Below are 16,875 nucleotides of genomic sequence, written 5' to 3'. Positions count from 1 at the left end.
CTGTCATGTGTGACGGCCCGGGGGATCAGCCCCCGGACCGCGCGGTCGGATGGTCCATGCTTGCCCCGTCGGCAGGGCAGGAAGTGGCGCAGGCTCAGCCCGGCACGGCGCTTGCCGGTGCTTCGGTCGCCAGCAGACGACGGGCAATCACCTGCGCCTGGATCTCGCCGGCGCCCTCGAAGATGTTCAGGATGCGGGCGTCGCAGAGGATGCGGCTGATCTGGTATTCCAGGGCAAAACCGTTGCCGCCATGGATCTGCAGCGCGTTGTCGGCGGCGGCCCAGGCAACGCGGGCGGCCAGCAGCTTGGCCATGCCGGCCTCGACATCGCAACGACGGTCGCGGTCCTTTTGCCGGGCGCTGAAATAGGTCAGTTGTCGGGTCACCATGATCTCGACCGCCATCATCGCCAGCTTGTCGGCGACACGCGGAAAGTCGATCAGCGACTTGCCGAACTGGACCCGCTCGCGCGCATAGTTCAGCCCGACCTCGAGCGCGTTCTGGGCCACCCCGATGGCGCGGGCTGCGGTCTGGATGCGGGCGGATTCGAAGGTCTGCATGAGCTGCTTGAAGCCTTGCCCCTCGACACCGCCGAGCAGGTTTTCCGCATCGACACGGAAGCCGTCGAACCCGAGTTCGAATTCCTTCATCCCGCGATAGCCGAGCACCTCGATCTCGCTGCCGGAGAGGCCCGGAGACGGGAACGGCCCGGCCTCGGTGCCGCGGGTCTTTTCCGCCAGCAGCATCGACAGGCCCCGGTAACCCGCGCTGTCGGGATCGGTCCGCACCAGCATCGTCATGAGGTCGGCGCGGGCGGCGTGGGTGATCCAGGTCTTGTTGCCCGTCACCGCGTAGCCGTCCGCGTCCCGTACCGCCCGCGTACGCACCGAGGCCAGGTCCGAGCCGGTGCCGGGCTCGGTGAACACCGCCGTCGGAAGGATCTCGCCCGCGCCGATCAGCGGCAGCCAGTGCGCCTTCTGCGTCTCGGTGCCGCCGCCGAGGATCAGCTCGGCCGCGATTTCCGACCGTGTGCCCAGCGACCCCACGCCGATATAGCCCCGCGACAGCTCTTCCGAGACCACGCACATCGCCGCCTTCGACAGGCCGAGCCCGCCGAATTCCTCCGGAATGGTCAGCCCGAAGACGCCGAGCGCGGCCATCTCCTCGATCAGGTCGAGCGGGATGTAGCTGTCGTTCAGGTGCCAGTCATGGGCGAAGGGCGCGATCCTGTCGTCGGCAAAGCGGCGGAACTGTCCGCGGATCATCTCAAGTTCTTCATCGAGTCCGGTGTTGCCGAAGGTGATGAAGCCCCCGTTGTCCCGCATCAGCGCGACCAGGCGCCTGCGCGCGGCGGGCGTGTTGCCGCCCTCCACCAGCGTCCGCACCGCGGGGCATTGCAGCGCGTCGCGGTCCCCGGCGCCAAGGCCCATCTGGTGCAGCCGCGCGACTTCACCCTGGTTCATCGGCATCCCGCCCAGCACCTGCCCGAGGTATTCGCCGAACGCTATCTGAAGGATCAGCGCCTCCATCTCGCCGAACCGGCCGCTGTCGGACAGCCGTACTGCCCAGCCGCGCGTCTGGCGCAGGGCCTCGTCACAGGCGGCAAGCCAGGCGTAGCCGTGGGTTGCCGCCTGATGCTCGTCGAGCAGGTCGGCGGACAGGGTGTCGTCCACGACCACCATGGCGCGCACCGCCAGGCGGGCGCTCTCGGTCAGGGTCGCGACCGCCGTGACCGCCGCGCCGGTCAGGTCGAGCAGGGAGTCGAGGATCGCGGTCCGATCCCCGGTACGGGTCAGTGTGTCAGTCGTCATGGGATACTTTCCAAGGGATTTCGGAGGGCCGCCGGCGGCAACGCCACGGGCTCAGCCGGTCGCGGCCCCGCCCGGCGCGCCAAGGCCGAAGACGCGACGGACGGTGCCCGCCAGGATCAGGCCGCGTTCTGCCTCGCCGAGCCCCGGGTGATAGCGCACGGCGGCAAGGCTTTCGGCCCAGGATTGCCGGGTTTCCTCGTGGGTGGCATCGCTGGCCCAGAAGATCCGCCCGGCGCCGAAGGAAGCGACGGCATCGAGCAGGCCCTGCGCTTCCATGGCTCCGGGGTCGTCGAAATGTCGGAATGTCCGGTTCGGATGGCTCCATTTCAGCACCGTGCCGGGCAGGTCGCCGAGGCGGATCACCTCGTCCCATTCCCCGGTCGAACCGGCCCAGCCGCAATGGTCGATCACCAGCGTCAGGCCGGGAAAGCGGCGGGCGATCTCACGCGCGAGGCCCGGCAGCCTCGCCGACAGGAAGGCCACCGGCAGCCCCAGATCGGCGGCCACGGCAAACGCCCGGTCCCAATCGCCCGCAAGCAGGGCATCGCGTTCGGCGCGGCTTCCGAGGATCACCCGGAACCCCCGGCAGCCCGGGCTCTGCGCGGTGATCCTCATGAAGGCCTCGAGATCGGGGTCGTGCCGGGTGATGCGCTGCACGAAGGCGAACCGGTCGGGATGCAGGATGGCGGCCTCGACGGCGCGCAGGGGGATCGCCCTCGCGTGGCCGCCTTCGAGCATCACGGCGGGACTGGGAGCGCCACCGATCTGTCCCCAGCTCTCGTAAGCGATCATCGCCCGGATTCCGAGCGCATCCATAGCCGCCAGCGTGGCCTCCGTCCCGTGTTCGAGCCCGAGGTGGAACTGGCCGTCCACGATATCCATCGCGCCGCGCCCGGCGATCCCTCGGGCGGGCTGCGCGGCAGGGGTGCCCCGGTCGCGGCGCCAGGAGCCGTAGGGCGCCGCGACGCCCTTGCGCGCCGCGGCAAGCGCCTGCTCCATCCCGGCGCGGTCCAGCCGGATGCAATAGCCGGGCTTGCCGCGCTCGAACCGCCAGCTTTCCGCCATCGGCCCGGCATCCACCACGTCGAACCCCCACTCGTCCAGCAACCCGGCGACGACCGCGCGGGCCCCGGCATCGTCACCGGCGATCGGCAGGGCGCGGCGCTCGGGGTCGCCGGCGGGGCGGGGATCGGTCACCAGATCGCCCTGGAGGATGGCGTTGAACGCCTTGACCACCCTGGCCCCGGGCAGGTGCTGGGCCAGACGGCCGCCGGTGGTGTCCTCGTTCGCGTCAAGCACCGCATCCTCGCCGTCGCGCGCCGGGTAATGGTTGCAGGTGTCGATCACGATCTTGCCCTCGTAGGGCGCCGGATCCAGCCCGGAGATGGCGGAGAAGGGGATCGAGACGACCACCACCTCTCCGAACCGCGCCGCTTCCTCGGCGGTCCCAGTGGCGCAGCCGAGCGCTACGGCCGTGCTGCCGAGGGTGCGGGGATCGCGGCTGTTCGCGATCATCACCTCGTGCCCCTGGCCGCTGGCCGCCGCCGCGATGGCCCGCCCGATAAAACCCGCTCCGACAATCCCGATCTTCATGTTCGCCTCCTCCGGCATACCGTCCGGGGGCAAACTAGGATCGGCGGCGCGGCGGGCACAACGCACCTGGGGCGCATTTCAGTTATGCGGGTTTCGCGCCCTCCGGACGGCCCTGAGCGCGGTGCGCCGCAGCCCCGACCGCGATAGCTGTTATGCCCCGCTGCCGGCTTGTTCGCGGGGGCGGAAATTGCTTTCCCGGTCCCCGAAACTCGAACGCGCAGGGGGGTGACTGGGATGTATCAGACCTTGAGAGGGCTCAGGATCGTGGAGGTCGCCTCCTTCATCGCGGCCCCGAGCTGCGGGCTGCACCTGGCCCAGCTCGGGGCCGAGGTGATCCGGGTCGATCCCATCGGCGGCGCACCGGACCGCAGGCGCTGGCCGCTCGCCGCCTCGGGCGACAGCCTGTACTGGGAGGGCGTGAACAAGGGCAAGAAGTCGATCTCGCTCGACCTGCGCTCGTCCGAGGGGCGCGCGCTGCTGTTCGATCTGGCCGCCGCCCCCGGCGAGGGCAACGGTCTGCTGGTCACCAACCTGCCGCGCTCCGGTTTCCTCAAGCACGAGGAGATCGCGGCGCGCCGCCCCGATGCCGTGACGCTGCGCGTCACCGGCTGGGGCGACGGGCGCACCGCGCTGGACTACACCGTCAACAGCGCCATCGGCGTTCCGATGATGACGGGGCCCGAGGCGCTCGGCGACCGTCCGGTCAACCACGTGCTGCCCGCCTGGGACATCGCCACCGGCTACTATGCCGCCGTCACCCTGCTGGCAGCCGAACGGCAGCGGCGGCTGACCGGCGAGGGGCAGGAGATCCTGCTGGCGCTCGGCGACGTGGCCATGGCCTGCATGGGCCATATCGGACAGATCGCCGAGGTCAGCGTCGGGCAGGAGCGCCCCCGGCTGGGCAACGATCTCTACGGCGGGTTCGGGCGCGATTTCGCCACCGCGGAGGGGCGTCGGATCCAGATCGTCGGCCTGACCCGCCGGCAATGGGCCGACATGGTTCGCGCGCTCGACATCGGTGCCGGGATCGCGGCGCTGGAGGCCCGCACCGGGGCCGACTTCGCGGCGGACGAGGGCGCGCGTTACCTGCATCGCGAGGCATTGAACGGGATCGTCGCCGAAGCCGTCGGCCGCCACGACCTGCCGGCGCTTGCCGAACGGTTCGCGGGCACCGGGGTGTGCTGGGCGCCTTTCAACACGCTGTCCGAAGCCCTCGGCGCGCCGGGGCTGATCGAAGCGGCCAACCCGGTCTTTGCCGATGTCACCCATCCTTCGGGCGCGCGCTATCTCACGCCCGGCGCGGCGGCGGTGCTGGTCGGGCAGGAGCGCCGAGACCCGGCCCCGGCGCCGCGCATGGCAGAGCATACGGACGAGGTGCTCGCGCAGCTTCTCGACCTGCCGTCCCACCGCCTGCGTGCGCTGCGCGAGGCCGGGACCATCGCCTGACCCTCAGCCGGTGCGCCATCCGACCAGCGCGTCGTCGATCGCCGACTTGACCAGCGGGATGAACGCGCGCGTCGCCCGGGTCGGCACCCGCGCGCTCGGCGTGGCGATGGCCATTTCGCCCTGCATGGTCGGCGGATCGAAGGGCCGGGTCCGGATCTGCCCGGTCCGCACCCCCTGAAGCATCGCGGTTTCCAGCAGCACCGAAAACCCGAGGCTTCGGGCGACCATCTCGATGATCGAGGTGATCCCGTCGACCTCGTAGGCGACATCCAGCGAATGCCCCTCGGCGACCACCGCCGCCTCGACGATCATGCGGTGGCTGGTCTCGCGGCTGGGCAGGATCAGCGGCATCCTTTCCAGGTCGGCGATCCGGTAGCTGGGCTTGATCAGTTCCTCGAAATGCGGCGGAATGTCGTGCGCGGGCACCGCCACGCGCATCTGCTGCTGCCAGGTGTGCCAGATCGAGATCATCGCGGTCGGGCGCGGGTTGGCCAGGATCGCGACATCGCATTCTCCTTCGAGAATCCACTTGTAGACCGTGTCTCCGAACCCTTCGCGCATGGAGACCTGGATCTTGGGGAACCGTTCGCGCAGCCGGATCAACGCCGGCGGAAGGATCACGCTGCCGAACGCCGGGGTGCAGGCGACGACGACGTGACCGGCCGGGGCCTTTTCGGTGTCGATGACGTCGCGCTCGATCTCCTCGACATCCAGCAGAAGCCGGCGGGCATGGGTGTAGAGCCGTTCGCCCGCCTCGGTCGGCCGCATCCCGCGGGCGTGCCGCTCCAGAAGCTTGACCCCGAGCCCGTCCGCCAATTGCTGCAGGCTGCGCGTGATCGCGGGCTGGGCGATCCGCAGATGCGCCGCCGCCGCCGAGATCGACCGATGCTCGATCACCTCGACAAAGTAGCGAAGCTGCCTCAGATCCACGTGAGTACCTCTATTTCAGGCATATTCTATATCTCCATTTTATATTAGACGCATAATAGTCGTTTGACTAACCCTTCTTCTGTCGGGACGGCCCGCCGGGCCGGTCAATCCTTGGGAGGGGAAGCTATGGAATTTCAGCAACTCAGGCATTTCATCGCGGTGGCGGAGCATGGCAGCTTCTCCAACGCGGCGGCCAATCTCAGCGTCCCGCAGCCCAAGCTGTCGCGCTGCATCCGGGCGCTGGAGGACGAACTGGGCACGCCGCTGTTCTTCCGCACCGGGCGGGGCGTCGTGCTCAGCGAGGCCGGAGAATACCTGTTCGAGCAGAGCGCCGTCATCATCCAGGCGTCCCGGGCCATAGAGACCGGCATCCAGTCGATCACCGGCAATCCGGGGGGCACCGTGCGCATCGGTCTTCCCGCCAGCGTCGCGGCACTGGTCGCGCTGAACATCATCGACCGCATCGCCGAGACCTTTCCCCGCGTCGAGATCGAGATCGAGGAGGCCGGCGCGGCACATGTTCTGGAGTGGCTGAGCGCCGGTCGGGTGGATCTTGCGGTGCTGAGCGAGGCGCCGCGCGCCTCGACGCTGCTGACCCAGCCGCTGGCCGACGAGGACCTGTGCCTGGTCTGCCCGGCGGGTTCGGGCGAGGGGCCCGGCATCCCCATCGGCGAGGAGGCGCTGCGCGGCCGGACGATCCTGCTGACCGAGGGCAGCCTGCAGGCCTTTGCCGGGACCGGGTGTTTTGCCGATTGCGACCTGCGCCGCCTTGAAAGCATCGCCGCCAGCATCGACTTCGTCCGCCAGGGCAGGGGCTTTGCCCTGCTGCCCGCCTCGGCGGCCCATGCCTTTGCGCGGGACGGGGCGGTCGTCATCCGGCAGGTGGCGGGCCAGCGCCTGACCCGCAAGCTGTCGCTCGCCACCTCGACCCGCGCCCCGCTGTCCCCGGCCACCCGCAAGGTGGCCGATGTCGTCGCCGAGATCATCCGCAGGACCGTGTCCTGCCTGCCCGCGGAAGATGAGGGCGCCCGGCTCGTCGCCTGAGCGACGGGCCTTTCCTCTCCCCTCCGGCATCCTCTTTCGACCCGGAAGGGCCCGCGCCGCGCGACCATGTCGCGGCGCGGGCCCTCTTCGTTCAGGCGTCCGCCGGGGTGAACAGGGCGGGCAGGTCCATCCGCTTGACCTTGCCGGTGTTGGTCGTCGGCAGCTCGGACTCGCGCACGAAGGTATAGAGCCGGGGCCGCTTGTAGGACGACAGGCCGGACGCCAGCGCGCGTAGTTCGTCCTCGAGCGTCGCGGGATCGGCGTCGGGGCCGGCGATGACGACCGCGCCGACGATCTCGGTCTGGACCGGGTCGGCCACCGGCACGACATAGGCCAGGTGAACGTGCGGATGTTCGAGCAGCTTCTTCTCGACCTCGGCGGGCGAGACGTTGATGCCGCCGGTCTTGATCATCTCCTTGAGACGCCCGCGGAAATACAGGAACCCCTCGTCGTCGTGAAAGCCGAGATCGCCGGTGCGGAAGAACCCGTCCCCGGTGAAGGCGTCGGCGTTCTTGTCCGCGTCCTTGTAGTAGCCGATCGTCACGGAGCCGCGGATCTGGATTTCACCGATCTCGCCCGGTTCGCAGAGGGCCTGCGTCTCGGGGTCGACGATCCGCTGCTCGATGCCCGGCAGCGGCCGCCCGACGCTGACGTCGCGCTTGTGCTGCTCGGTCCGGCCGTCGATGATGTTGCAATAGCCGTAGGACTCGGTCAGCCCGTAGACATTGCACATCTCGGTCGCGCCGAAGCCGACGATGCGCGCGTTCTGCTCGCGGTTGCCCGACGACCCGCCGGTGCGTAGGCTCGTCATGTCGCGGTGGGGGCGGTCGGGGTGTTCCTGCATCGCCAGCACCATGTTGGAGGTGCCGTAGAAGATCGTGCAGCGCTCGGCCTCTATCAGCCTCATCGCCTCGCCGGGGTCGAAGAATTCCTGCAGCACGAGGCAGGCGGCATGGGTCAGCGCGTTGAACAGGATGTTCTCGCAACCCAGACCCCAGAACATCGAGATGGCGCACCAGATGCGGTCGCCTGGCACCGCGTGCATCCGGCTGCCGATATGCCACATGTTCTCGATCAGCGGCCAGTGGATGATCTGCACCCCCTTCGGAGTCGAGGTCGACCCGGAGGTATAGAGGAGCGCGGCGACATCGGTCGGTTTCACCGCTGCCGCCAGTTCGTCAAATCGCGCCGCCTCGCCCGCGCCGAGCGTCGCGATGCGCTCGATCGGGGTGCTGCCTGGCAGGCCCCGCTCGCCCGCGTGGATGAACCCGCGCAGCCGCGGCAGCCGCTCCGACAGATCGCCGATCTGCCCGAGAATGTCGACGTAGTCGTATTTCAGGAAGCGGCTGGCGTGGATCAGCCAGTCGGCATCCGAATGCTTGAGGATGTATTCCAGCTCTGTGGCGGTCACGTAGGTGTTGACCGACACCATCGTTGCCCCGATCGAGGCGATGGCGAGGTCGGCGATGATCCATTCGGGCCGGTTGCCCATCAGGATCGCGACGTGATCGCCGGGGGTCACCCCGTGCGCCAGCAACCCGCGTCCGAACCGCTGCACCTCCTCCCACAGGGTGCCGTAGCTGTAGCGCCGGTCTCCGGCGACCAGCGCGTCGAGGTCGCCGTACCGCCCGGCCTGTTCGGCCAGCAGCGCGGGAATGGTGCGGGCACGGGGCATATCCACGGGGTTCATCATCTCCATCATCCTTTCCTGGGAGGTTCTCAGCCCTGCGGGTGCAGGACGATCCGGCCGGCGACGCTGCCGCTTTCGATCAGGCGGTGGGCGTCGCGGGCCTCCTCCAGCCGCATCCGGCGCGACACGATCGGCTTGACCTGACCGCGCGCGACGATCTCGAGACATTGCTGAAGCTGGAGGCGCGTGGTCGAGGAGGCCGACAGCATGTCGATGTTCTTCGAAAAGATCTGCGCCGGGTTGAACGGGGTGAAATCGCCGGTCAGCTGGCCGATCATCAGCCAGCGCCCGCTGCGCGCCAGCGACCGGCGGATCGGCTGAAACATCAGGTTGCCGACGTTGTCGACGACCACGTTGACTCCCTTGCCATTGGTCAGCGCCTTGACCTGATCCGAGAAATCGGCGCCGCGTTCGTGCACCACCACCTCGTGGGCACCCAGTTCCTCGAGTTGCGCGACCTTGTCCTGCGAGGTCGTCTGCGCGATCACCCGGGCGCCCTGAAGCCGGGCAAGCTGCACCGCCTGCATCCCGAGGCCGCCGCCGGAGCCGGTGACCAGCACCGTCTCGCCGGCCTCGATATGGCCGACGTCGCGCATCGCGTTGAACACCGAACCCATCGTGCAGGCGACGACCGAGGCCAGGTGAAGCGGCACATTGTCGGGCACCAGCGCGACGTTGTCGTGCTCGACCGCGACCCGCTCGGCGTAGCCGCCGAACATGCCCCAGTCCCCGAGAAACTTCTTTTCCTCGCACTGGGTCTCGTGGTTGGTGCGGCAGTGCGAGCAGTGCCCGCAGATGTGGTAGCGCTGGGTCGTCGTGACCCGGTCGCCGGGGCGGAAGGTCGGCACGTCGCTGCCGACCCCGATCACCACACCGGCGATTTCGTGCCCCGGGATCAGCGGCAGCCGCACGCCGCGTTTCAGCACGCCGTTGCGCACCAGCACGTCGTGGTAGCACACCCCGCAACTGTCGACCTGGATCAGCACGTCCCTCGGGTCGACATGCGGTTCGGGCACGTCCCGCAGTTGCAGGGCCTCGATATCTCCGGGTGTCTCGACAACGATGGCTTTCATGGGGAATTCCTCGGATGGGAGTTTCTGTCGGGCATGACTTCCCCGTCCGCCCGGGCGACTGATCGGCCGGGCCTGGATATCGGTCATGCATGAAAGGTGGGGGCCGGCGTCAGGTCCGGCCCCGCATGGTCACATTTGCGACGGCAGGTAGGTCGATATGATCGGGAATGCGAGAAGCAGTCCCAGCACGCAGAGTTCGATCAGGACGAAGGGAAGGACGCCCTTGAAGATATCGGAGCCGGAGACCTTGCCGTCCGAGGCCGACATCACCGCGAAGAGGTTGATCCCGATCGGCGGGGTGATCGCCGCGATCTCGATCAGTTTCACGATGATGATGCCGAACCAGATCGGGTTCAGATCCATCGCGACCACCGACGGGAACAGGAACGGGATGGAGATCACCATCATCGTGACCGGGTCGATGAACATCCCGAAGATGAAGAACCCGATCACCACGCAGGCCATGAAGGTGAACGGCGTGAACCCCGAGGAGTTCATGAAGGCCGACAGGTCGGAGACCGCGCCGCTGAACAGCAGCATCCGCGAGAACAGCAGCCCGGCGATGATGATCAGGAACAGCGAGGCCGAGATCACCGCGGTGCGCTTGAGCGATCCGAGGAAGATCTCCATGGTCATGCGGCGCTTGATAAGCGCGATCAGCAGGGCCCCGACCGCGCCGACCGTACCGGCCGCCGAGGGCGACACCGTGCCGGTGTAGATCCCGGTCAGGACCGTGGTCGCCAGCAGCGCGACGGGCCAGATATCCCAGAGACTTGCGATCTTCTCGCGCAGCGGGAAGGTTTCCACCGACTCCGGCGCGAGCGAGGGGCGCGCCCTGACAGAAATCCAGACCATGAGCATCAGCATCAGCCCGGTCAGCAGGCCGGGAAGGATGCCGGCGATCAGCAGGCCTCCGATAGATTGCTCGGTCAGGAAGCCGAAGAGAACGATGGTCAGCGACGGCGGGATCATCGCCGCCAGCGTCCCCGAAGCCGCGATGCAGCCCGCGCCGAAGCCCCGGTGATAGCCCAGCCGGTCGATCTCGGGGAGGGCGACCCGGGTAAAGACCGCCGCGTTCACGATGGTCGAGCCGGAAATCGCCGCGAACCCGGCCGAGGCGAGGATGGTGGAATTGTAGACCCCGCCGCGCATTCCGCCGAGCCAGCGATAGCAGGCATTGTAGAGGTCGGTGATTATGCGCGACCCTCCCGCGAATTCCCCCATCAGGATGAACATCGGGATGACGGCAAAGGAGTATTTCGTCGACGAGGCCCAGACCGAGGTTTCGAAGGTGGTGAACAGAAAGCTGTCGCCGAGCAGCGCGTACATTCCCAGGATGGTGACCGAAAGAATGGAGATCGCGACGGGAATGCCGAAGGCGATCAGGCCGAGTACCGCGACAAGGCTGAGAAATCCGATAAGCGAACCGTCCATCACATTTCTCCTCCGCGGTCGATTTCGTCGTCGTCATGGCGGACCAGGAACATCAGGACGATCACGAGAATGGTGGCGCATACGCCGACGAACAGGCCGATCTTGAACGGGTAGACCGGGATCGAGACGATGCCGCCGCTCAGTTCCCCGAGCCGCAGGCTCTTGGTCATGCTGCGCCAGGCGCCGACGGCGATGACCGCGTAGCTGAGCAGCGACAGCGCGAGGGTCAGGTAGATGCGCAGGGTCCGCAGGATCGAGCCGCGTTCGAACCTGAAGAGATCGACCGAGATATGGGACCACCTCAGGACGACATAGGGCTGGGTCATGAAGATGATGACCGCGACGAACAGCTCGGTGATTTCGAGCGTTGCCGGGATCGGCCGGTCGAACAGCACCGAGCCCGCGGAATCGGCCGCGCCCAGGGCCGCGATCAGCAGGACGGCGGCGATGGCGACGGCAAGCAGCACATGCGCGAACCGGCGACAGAACACCGTGATGGGTGAAGGGTGTGACATTTGAAGCTTTCAGTCCTCGTCGAAGCGGCGCCCGGCACGGGGCCGGGGCGCCCTTGCATCACTTGGCCAGTTCGGCTCGGACCGCATCCACGACGGCGGCGGCGGTCCCGGCGTCCATACCGTCCGCCACCTGCTTCTCCTGCCAGAGCGCCAGCATGTCGGGAAGCAGACCGTCGACCTTGTCCTGTTCGGTGAAGGGGATCAGCCGGGCGCCGTCCGCTTCGGCCACCGCGACCGCCTGGTCCTCGAGCGCCGAAAGATTGGCGATCTCGTCCTCGAACACCGCCGCCGACGCCTCGTCCACGATGGCGCGCATGGCGTCATCCCATTCGTTGAAATAGATGTCGTAGCCGGCATAGAGCGTCGGGCCCGAGAGCGCGCCGAGGTTGATGTCGGACCAGTACTTGGCGACCTCGTAGACCTTGTAGGACTGGGCGGTATTGAAGCTGACCGCGACGCAGTCGATCACGCCCCGCTCGAGGCCTTCGTAGATTTCCGAGGTCGCGAGGCTGACCGGCGTCATGCCGAGGGCGCTGACGGCCACCGGCAGGAAATACCCGAAGGTCCGCACCTTGCGCCCGGCGAGGTCGGCCACGGTCGAAAAGGATTCGGTGCACATCATGTGGGACGAGGCGAGCCCGTGCTGCACGATCGGGTAGACGCCGACGCGCTCGGCCTCGGCAAGGTACAAGGGGTTCGAGGTGGTCAGTGCCCTCTGCGCACGCATGGCGGCCTCGGCATCCGGAAAGACCCCCGGCAGAGAGTTGGTCAGCCCGGCAATCGGCAGTTCGGACGGGTAATAGGCCGGGGCGGTGCCACCGATCTTGACCGCGCCGCCCGAGATCAGGTGGACGATCTCGGCCCCCGATCCCAGCGACCCGCTCCAGAAGAATTCGAAGGTCGTGTCACCGCCGGTCTTCTCCGTCACCTTGTCCGCGAAGGCCTGGTCGAAGGCGGCGCTGCTCGAATTGGCGGTGGTGAAATGGGCGACCTTGTAGTCTTCGGCGCCGGCCGGGATGGCCGCGAGGGCCAGCAGGGCTGCGGGTGCGATGGCGTATTTCATGGTTTCCTCCCGTGAACGTGTCGACGGCCGGACAAGCGGCCAGTCTCTTGTGGTGGCCGGCAATCTAGCAGCCGTCCCGCCGGGCAAATAGCCGCCTGCGAACCATAGCAGCTATTCACGGTGCGGCCCGGACAGGCCCCCGTCGAATAACTGCTATGGCACGACAGCGGCGCCGTCCGCGAGCTAAACCCCGGGCCGGAGAAACGCATTTTCTATGCGTCGCATGGGGAGAACTCGATGAGCGGAAACATCACTGCGGCGGTCTGCGGTGTCGGCACCACCGACTACGGCCGGCTTCCGGGTCAGTCGGCCTACGACCTCGGTCTGCAGGCCCTGCGCGCGGCGCTGGACGATGCCGGGCTGGCGCTGTCCGAGGTCGACGGGCTGATCGTCAACCGGATCCCGAGCTACCAGCGCTTTGCGGAACTGGCCGGACACGATCCCGACTACGTGCTGACAACGCCGGGGCAGGGGCGGTTCTCGGGGATCTGCATCGACACGGCCAAGGCGCTGGTGGAAAGCGGACGCTGCCGCACCGTGGCGCTGGTCTACGGCAACAGCGGCCGTTCGGACGGCATGACCTACGGCGGCAAGGACGAAAGCGCCTACGGCTCCGAGGGGCGGATGTGGTTTCCCTGCGGCATGACCTCGCCCGGGGCCTTCCACGCCCTGATGATGCAGCGCCACATGCATGAATTCGGCACCACGCCCGAGCAGATGGCGCATGTGCCGATCACCTTCCGCAGGCACGCCGCGCTCAATCCCAAGGCGGTGATGCGCGAGGAATTCGACCTCGACGGCTACATGAATGCGCGGCCGATCTGCGATCCGCTCAAGCTGCTGGATTACTGTCTCATCAACGATGGCGGTGCCGCGCTGATCGTCACCGGCGCCGACCGAGCGGCGGATCTGCGGAAGCCGCCGGTCCACATCCGCGGCTCGGCGCTGCGCACGGCCTTCGCGGGCTCGACCTTTCCGCCCGAGGATTACTGGTACGCGCCGCTGAACGAGGCCGCGACGCGCGGCTTTGCCGAGGCCGGGCTCGACCGGTCGGACATGGACGCGCTGATGGTCTACGACAACTTCACCCCCACCGTGCTGTTCAGCCTCGAGGGCTGCGGCTATGCCCCGCGCGGCGAAAGCGGCGCCTGGGTTTCCGAGGGCCACCTGTCGCTCGGCGGCAGCCTGCCGGCCAACACCTCGGGCGGGCACCTGTCGGAAAGCTACCTGCAGGGCTGGGCCCTGAACATCGAGGCGGTGCTCCAGATCCGGGGCGAGTGCGGCGCCCGCCAGGTCGCCGGCGCGCGGAACGTGCATTACGTGGCCGCCGCCCCCGTCTGCTCTTCCATCGTCTATTCCGGAGACGCGTCGTGACCGAAATCCCGCTCCCCCCGCTCGACGGCCCCGAACTGCCGTTCTGGCAAGGTCTGAAGGTCCACGAGGTCCGCGTGCAGCAATGCGGCGGCTGCGGCCGGCACCGGTTTCCCGCCGCCGCGATCTGCACCGCCTGCGGCAGTTCCGAGGCCGCCTGGGTCGCGGTCGCGCCCCGTGGCACCGTCGACAGCCATTGCACCTTTCACAAGGCCTATCTGCCCGGTTTCCAACCGCCCTACACGGTGATCCTGGTCCGGCTGGACAGCGGCGCAAAGGTCTTTTCCAACCTCGTCGGGGACACCCCGCCGCACATCGGCATGGCCGTCGAGGCGGTGTTCGAGCCGCTGACCGACGACGTGACCCTGCTGAAATTCCGCCCCGCCTGACCAAGGAGGTCCAATGTCCTATCTTCCTCGGGAGACGCCAACCCCGGCCCCCACCCCGGACGAGCAACCGTTCTGGGATGCCTGCAAGGCGCACGAGTTGCGCGTGCAATGCTGCCGCGATTGCGGGACCTTCCGCCATCCGCCCGTGCCGGTCTGCCACGACTGCGGCAGCACCGGGATCGACTGGCAGCAGGTCTCGGGGCGCGGCACGGTGTTCAGCTACACCATCGCGCATCATCCGACCCACCCCGCGCTGAATGCCGCGGTGCCCTACAACATCGCCGTGGTCCTGCTGGAGGATGCGGGCGACGTGCGGCTTGTCACCAACGTGATCGACGTGTCCCCCGAGGAGATGCGCGTCGGGCTGCCCGTCACCGTCGCCTGGGAGGACGCCGCCGACGGCTGGGTCCTGCCCCGGTTCCGTCGCCGGGAGGCCGACCAATGACCCGCCGCGTTCCGGACAGCTCTGCCGCCTTCGCCGATACCGCCGCCATCGCCGGCATCGGCGCCACGGAATTCACCCGTCGCGGCGGCATCACCGACCGCACCGAATTCGCGCTGCTCTGCGAGGCGATCCGCAAGGCCGCCGACGATGCCGGCATCTCGACCGACGAGATCGACGGCTTTTCCTCCTATGCCACCGAGCGCCACGAGCCGGTGCTGGTGCAGGCTGCGCTCGGGATGCCCGAGCTGCGCTGGTCCAACATGGTCTGGGGCGCCGGGGGCGGCGGCAGCACGGCATCGGTGATGAACGCCGCGATGGCGGTGCACGCCGGGCTTTGCAACTACGTCGTCTGCTACCGATCGCTTTGCCAGGGTCAGTACGAACGCTTCGGACAGTACCGCCCGCGCCCCACCGCCGGCAGTTTCATGGCGCCCTTCGGCCTGATGAGCCCGGCGCAGATGACCGCGCTGACCTTCCGCCGCCACATGAATGTGCACGACACCCCCGTCGAGGCGCTGGGTCACATCGCCGTCACCCTGCGCGAATACGCCACGCGCAACCCGGCCGCGCTGATGCGCAAGCCGCTCAGCCTCGCGGAGCATGCCGCGTCACGCCGGATCGCGGACCCGTTCCGTCTTTATGACTGCTGCCTCGAAACCGACGGCGCCGCCGCGGTGATCGTCACCAGCCGTGAGCGCGCCCGCGACCTGCGGCGGAAACCCGCGCGCATCCTTGCCGCCGCGCAGGCCAGCGGCGACCGCTGGGGCCTCGGCCCGATGGGGTCGCACAACATGCCGATCGAGACCTATCACTCGATCAACGCGCGCGAGACCGGGCGCATCCTGTTCGGGATGGCGGGGATGTCCCCCTCCGATCTCGACGTCGCGCAGATCTACGACGCCTTCACCGGCGTGCTGCTCATGGGGCTCGAGGATTACGGCATCTGCGAACCCGGCGGCGCCGCCGAGTTCGTGATGTCGGGCGGTCTCGGTCCCGAGGGCAAACTGCCGACCAACACAGCCGGAGGGCTGCTGTCCGAAGGCTACCTGCAGGGCTTCAACCTGATCCTCGAAGGGGTGCGCCAGATCCGGGGCGACTCGACCTCGCAGGTGGCGGATGCCGAGACCTGCCTCGTCACGTCGGGCGGCGGACAGGCGCATAAGAGCGCCATGATCCTTGCGGTCTGAGATCATGACGCCCTGCACCCCGATCCCCCTCGGCCGGACCGGCGCCACGCTCGGGGAAAGCCCGACCTGGGCGCCGGAGGAAAACGCGGTGTACTGGATCGACGTGATCGGGCGGCGCGTGCACCGCCACGATCTCGGGACCGGAAACGCGCGGGTCTACCCGGTCGGCGGCATCCCCTCGGCCATCGCGCTCGGCCGCGGCGGCCTCGTCGTGGTGCTGCGCAACGGGCTTGCCCTGCTCGACACCGTCAGCGGTGCCGAAACACCGCTGAAGCTGGATTTCGACTTCGGCAACGAACGCTTCAACGATGCCGCGCCGGATCGCGAGGGCCGGTTGTTCGTCGGTTCGATGGACCGCAGGATGACCGATCCGGTCGGCGGGCTGTGGCGGATCGACCCGGACCTGGGCATCACCCGGGTCGCCCGCGGCACCATCCTCGGCAACGGCATCGCCTGGAGCCCGGACGATCGCACGCTCTATTTCTGCGACAGCCGCGCCGGGCTGGTGCACGCCCATGCCTTCGACGCCGCGACGGGCGAGGTGCGCGACGGGCGCGTGCACCTGGACCTGCGCCAGACGGGCGCGCACCCGGACGGCTGCGCGATGGATGCCGAGGGCTGTCTCTGGGTGGCCGAGATGCCGACCGGCACCATCGGGCGCTACGATCCCGGCGGCCACAGGATCGACGAGATCCGACTGCCCGTGCCCCGGGTCACCAGCATGGCCTTTTGCGGGCCGGACCTGTCGCAACTCTGCATCACCACGATGCGATACGGCCTGAGCGACGACGCGCTAGCCGCCACGCCGCTGGCCGGGTGCACCTTTCTTGCCGAGTCCGGCGTGCGGGGGCTGCCGGTGCCGCTCTGCGCGCTCCGGGCGTGACC

Annotated in this window: 15 protein-coding genes; 7 read left to right on the top strand and 8 right to left on the bottom strand. The window is 68.2% G+C overall.

Annotated features, from left to right (window positions below; genetic code table 11):
* Positions 1 to 94: 94 nt before the first annotated feature.
* Both ACN0RJ_RS21210 and ACN0RJ_RS21205 read right to left on the bottom strand, forming a co-directional pair.
* Entirely contained in the window at positions 95 to 1,810 is a 1,716-nt protein-coding gene (locus ACN0RJ_RS21210) for an acyl-CoA dehydrogenase family protein (protein WP_417725574.1), read from the bottom strand.
* A gap of 51 nt (positions 1,811 to 1,861) precedes the next feature.
* The gene (locus ACN0RJ_RS21205) at positions 1,862 to 3,403 is read right to left on the bottom strand and encodes an amidohydrolase family protein (RefSeq protein ID WP_417725573.1); all 1,542 of its coding nucleotides are present in this window, start codon (positions 3,401 to 3,403) and stop codon (positions 1,862 to 1,864) included.
* Positions 3,404 to 3,637: 234 nt separating this feature from the next.
* Between ACN0RJ_RS21205 and ACN0RJ_RS21200 the strand changes: the two genes are divergently transcribed.
* Entirely contained in the window at positions 3,638 to 4,849 is a 1,212-nt protein-coding gene (locus ACN0RJ_RS21200; protein WP_417725572.1) for a CoA transferase, read from the top strand.
* 3 nt (positions 4,850 to 4,852) lie between these two features.
* On the opposite strand, the gene ACN0RJ_RS21195 is transcribed toward ACN0RJ_RS21200, so the two are convergent.
* Positions 4,853 to 5,779: a LysR family transcriptional regulator gene (locus ACN0RJ_RS21195; protein ID WP_417722718.1), complete on the bottom strand. Its 927-nt coding sequence runs from the start codon at positions 5,777 to 5,779 to the stop codon at positions 4,853 to 4,855.
* A gap of 126 nt (positions 5,780 to 5,905) precedes the next feature.
* On the opposite strand from ACN0RJ_RS21195, the gene ACN0RJ_RS21190 reads away from it, so the two are divergent.
* A complete protein-coding gene (locus ACN0RJ_RS21190; protein ID WP_417725571.1) occupies positions 5,906 to 6,823 on the top strand; it encodes a LysR family transcriptional regulator in 918 nt (305 codons plus the stop codon).
* A 91-nt stretch (positions 6,824 to 6,914) separates the two neighbouring features.
* Here ACN0RJ_RS21190 and ACN0RJ_RS21185 read toward each other — a convergent pair whose 3' ends face one another.
* The 5 genes from ACN0RJ_RS21185 to dctP all read right to left on the bottom strand — a co-directional run bounded on the left by ACN0RJ_RS21185 (position 6,915) and on the right by dctP (position 12,598).
* Positions 6,915 to 8,516: a class I adenylate-forming enzyme family protein gene (locus tag ACN0RJ_RS21185; protein WP_417725570.1), complete on the bottom strand. Its 1,602-nt coding sequence runs from the start codon at positions 8,514 to 8,516 to the stop codon at positions 6,915 to 6,917.
* 26 nt (positions 8,517 to 8,542) lie between these two features.
* Positions 8,543 to 9,586: an alcohol dehydrogenase catalytic domain-containing protein gene (locus ACN0RJ_RS21180; protein ID WP_417725569.1), complete on the bottom strand. Its 1,044-nt coding sequence runs from the start codon at positions 9,584 to 9,586 to the stop codon at positions 8,543 to 8,545.
* 129 nt (positions 9,587 to 9,715) lie between these two features.
* Complete coding sequence (locus tag ACN0RJ_RS21175; RefSeq protein WP_417722714.1) at positions 9,716 to 11,020, bottom strand: TRAP transporter large permease; 1,305 nt, start codon at positions 11,018 to 11,020, stop codon at positions 9,716 to 9,718.
* On the bottom strand, positions 11,020 to 11,535 hold the full coding sequence (locus ACN0RJ_RS21170) for a TRAP transporter small permease subunit (protein WP_417722713.1): 516 nt from the start codon (positions 11,533 to 11,535) through the stop codon (positions 11,020 to 11,022). The genes ACN0RJ_RS21175 and ACN0RJ_RS21170 overlap by 1 nt, the downstream gene beginning before the upstream one ends.
* A 58-nt stretch (positions 11,536 to 11,593) precedes the next feature.
* Positions 11,594 to 12,598 carry a TRAP transporter substrate-binding protein DctP gene (dctP, locus tag ACN0RJ_RS21165; RefSeq protein WP_417725568.1) on the bottom strand — a complete coding sequence of 335 codons (1,005 nt, stop codon included), beginning with the start codon at positions 12,596 to 12,598 and terminating at the stop codon, positions 11,594 to 11,596.
* Between the two features lie 237 nt (positions 12,599 to 12,835).
* Here dctP and ACN0RJ_RS21160 point away from each other — a divergent pair, with 237 nt between their 5' ends.
* Genes ACN0RJ_RS21160 through ACN0RJ_RS21140 form a run of 5 tightly spaced genes read left to right on the top strand, consistent with a single transcriptional unit; the run spans position 12,836 to position 16,873 of the window.
* Positions 12,836 to 13,972 carry a thiolase family protein gene (locus ACN0RJ_RS21160; protein ID WP_417725567.1) on the top strand — a complete coding sequence of 379 codons (1,137 nt, stop codon included), beginning with the start codon at positions 12,836 to 12,838 and terminating at the stop codon, positions 13,970 to 13,972.
* Positions 13,969 to 14,358, top strand: a complete 390-nt coding sequence (locus ACN0RJ_RS21155) for a Zn-ribbon domain-containing OB-fold protein (RefSeq protein WP_417725566.1) — start codon at positions 13,969 to 13,971, stop codon at positions 14,356 to 14,358. The genes ACN0RJ_RS21160 and ACN0RJ_RS21155 overlap by 4 nt, the downstream gene beginning before the upstream one ends.
* A 13-nt stretch (positions 14,359 to 14,371) precedes the next feature.
* Positions 14,372 to 14,803: a Zn-ribbon domain-containing OB-fold protein gene (locus ACN0RJ_RS21150; RefSeq protein ID WP_417725565.1), complete on the top strand. Its 432-nt coding sequence runs from the start codon at positions 14,372 to 14,374 to the stop codon at positions 14,801 to 14,803.
* On the top strand, positions 14,800 to 15,990 hold the full coding sequence (locus ACN0RJ_RS21145) for a thiolase C-terminal domain-containing protein (RefSeq protein WP_417725564.1): 1,191 nt from the start codon (positions 14,800 to 14,802) through the stop codon (positions 15,988 to 15,990). Before ACN0RJ_RS21150 ends, ACN0RJ_RS21145 begins: the two co-directional genes overlap by 4 nt.
* A 4-nt stretch (positions 15,991 to 15,994) precedes the next feature.
* Complete coding sequence (locus ACN0RJ_RS21140; RefSeq protein WP_417725563.1) at positions 15,995 to 16,873, top strand: SMP-30/gluconolactonase/LRE family protein; 879 nt, start codon at positions 15,995 to 15,997, stop codon at positions 16,871 to 16,873.
* The last annotated feature ends 2 nt before the right edge of the window (positions 16,874 to 16,875 follow it).

Origin of the sequence: Salipiger sp. (genome assembly GCF_048261495.1) — a bacterium.
Classification (GTDB): domain Bacteria; phylum Pseudomonadota; class Alphaproteobacteria; order Rhodobacterales; family Rhodobacteraceae; genus Salipiger.
Note: the sequence above shows the minus strand (reverse complement) of the source record. Positions and strands in the feature narration are given on the sequence as shown.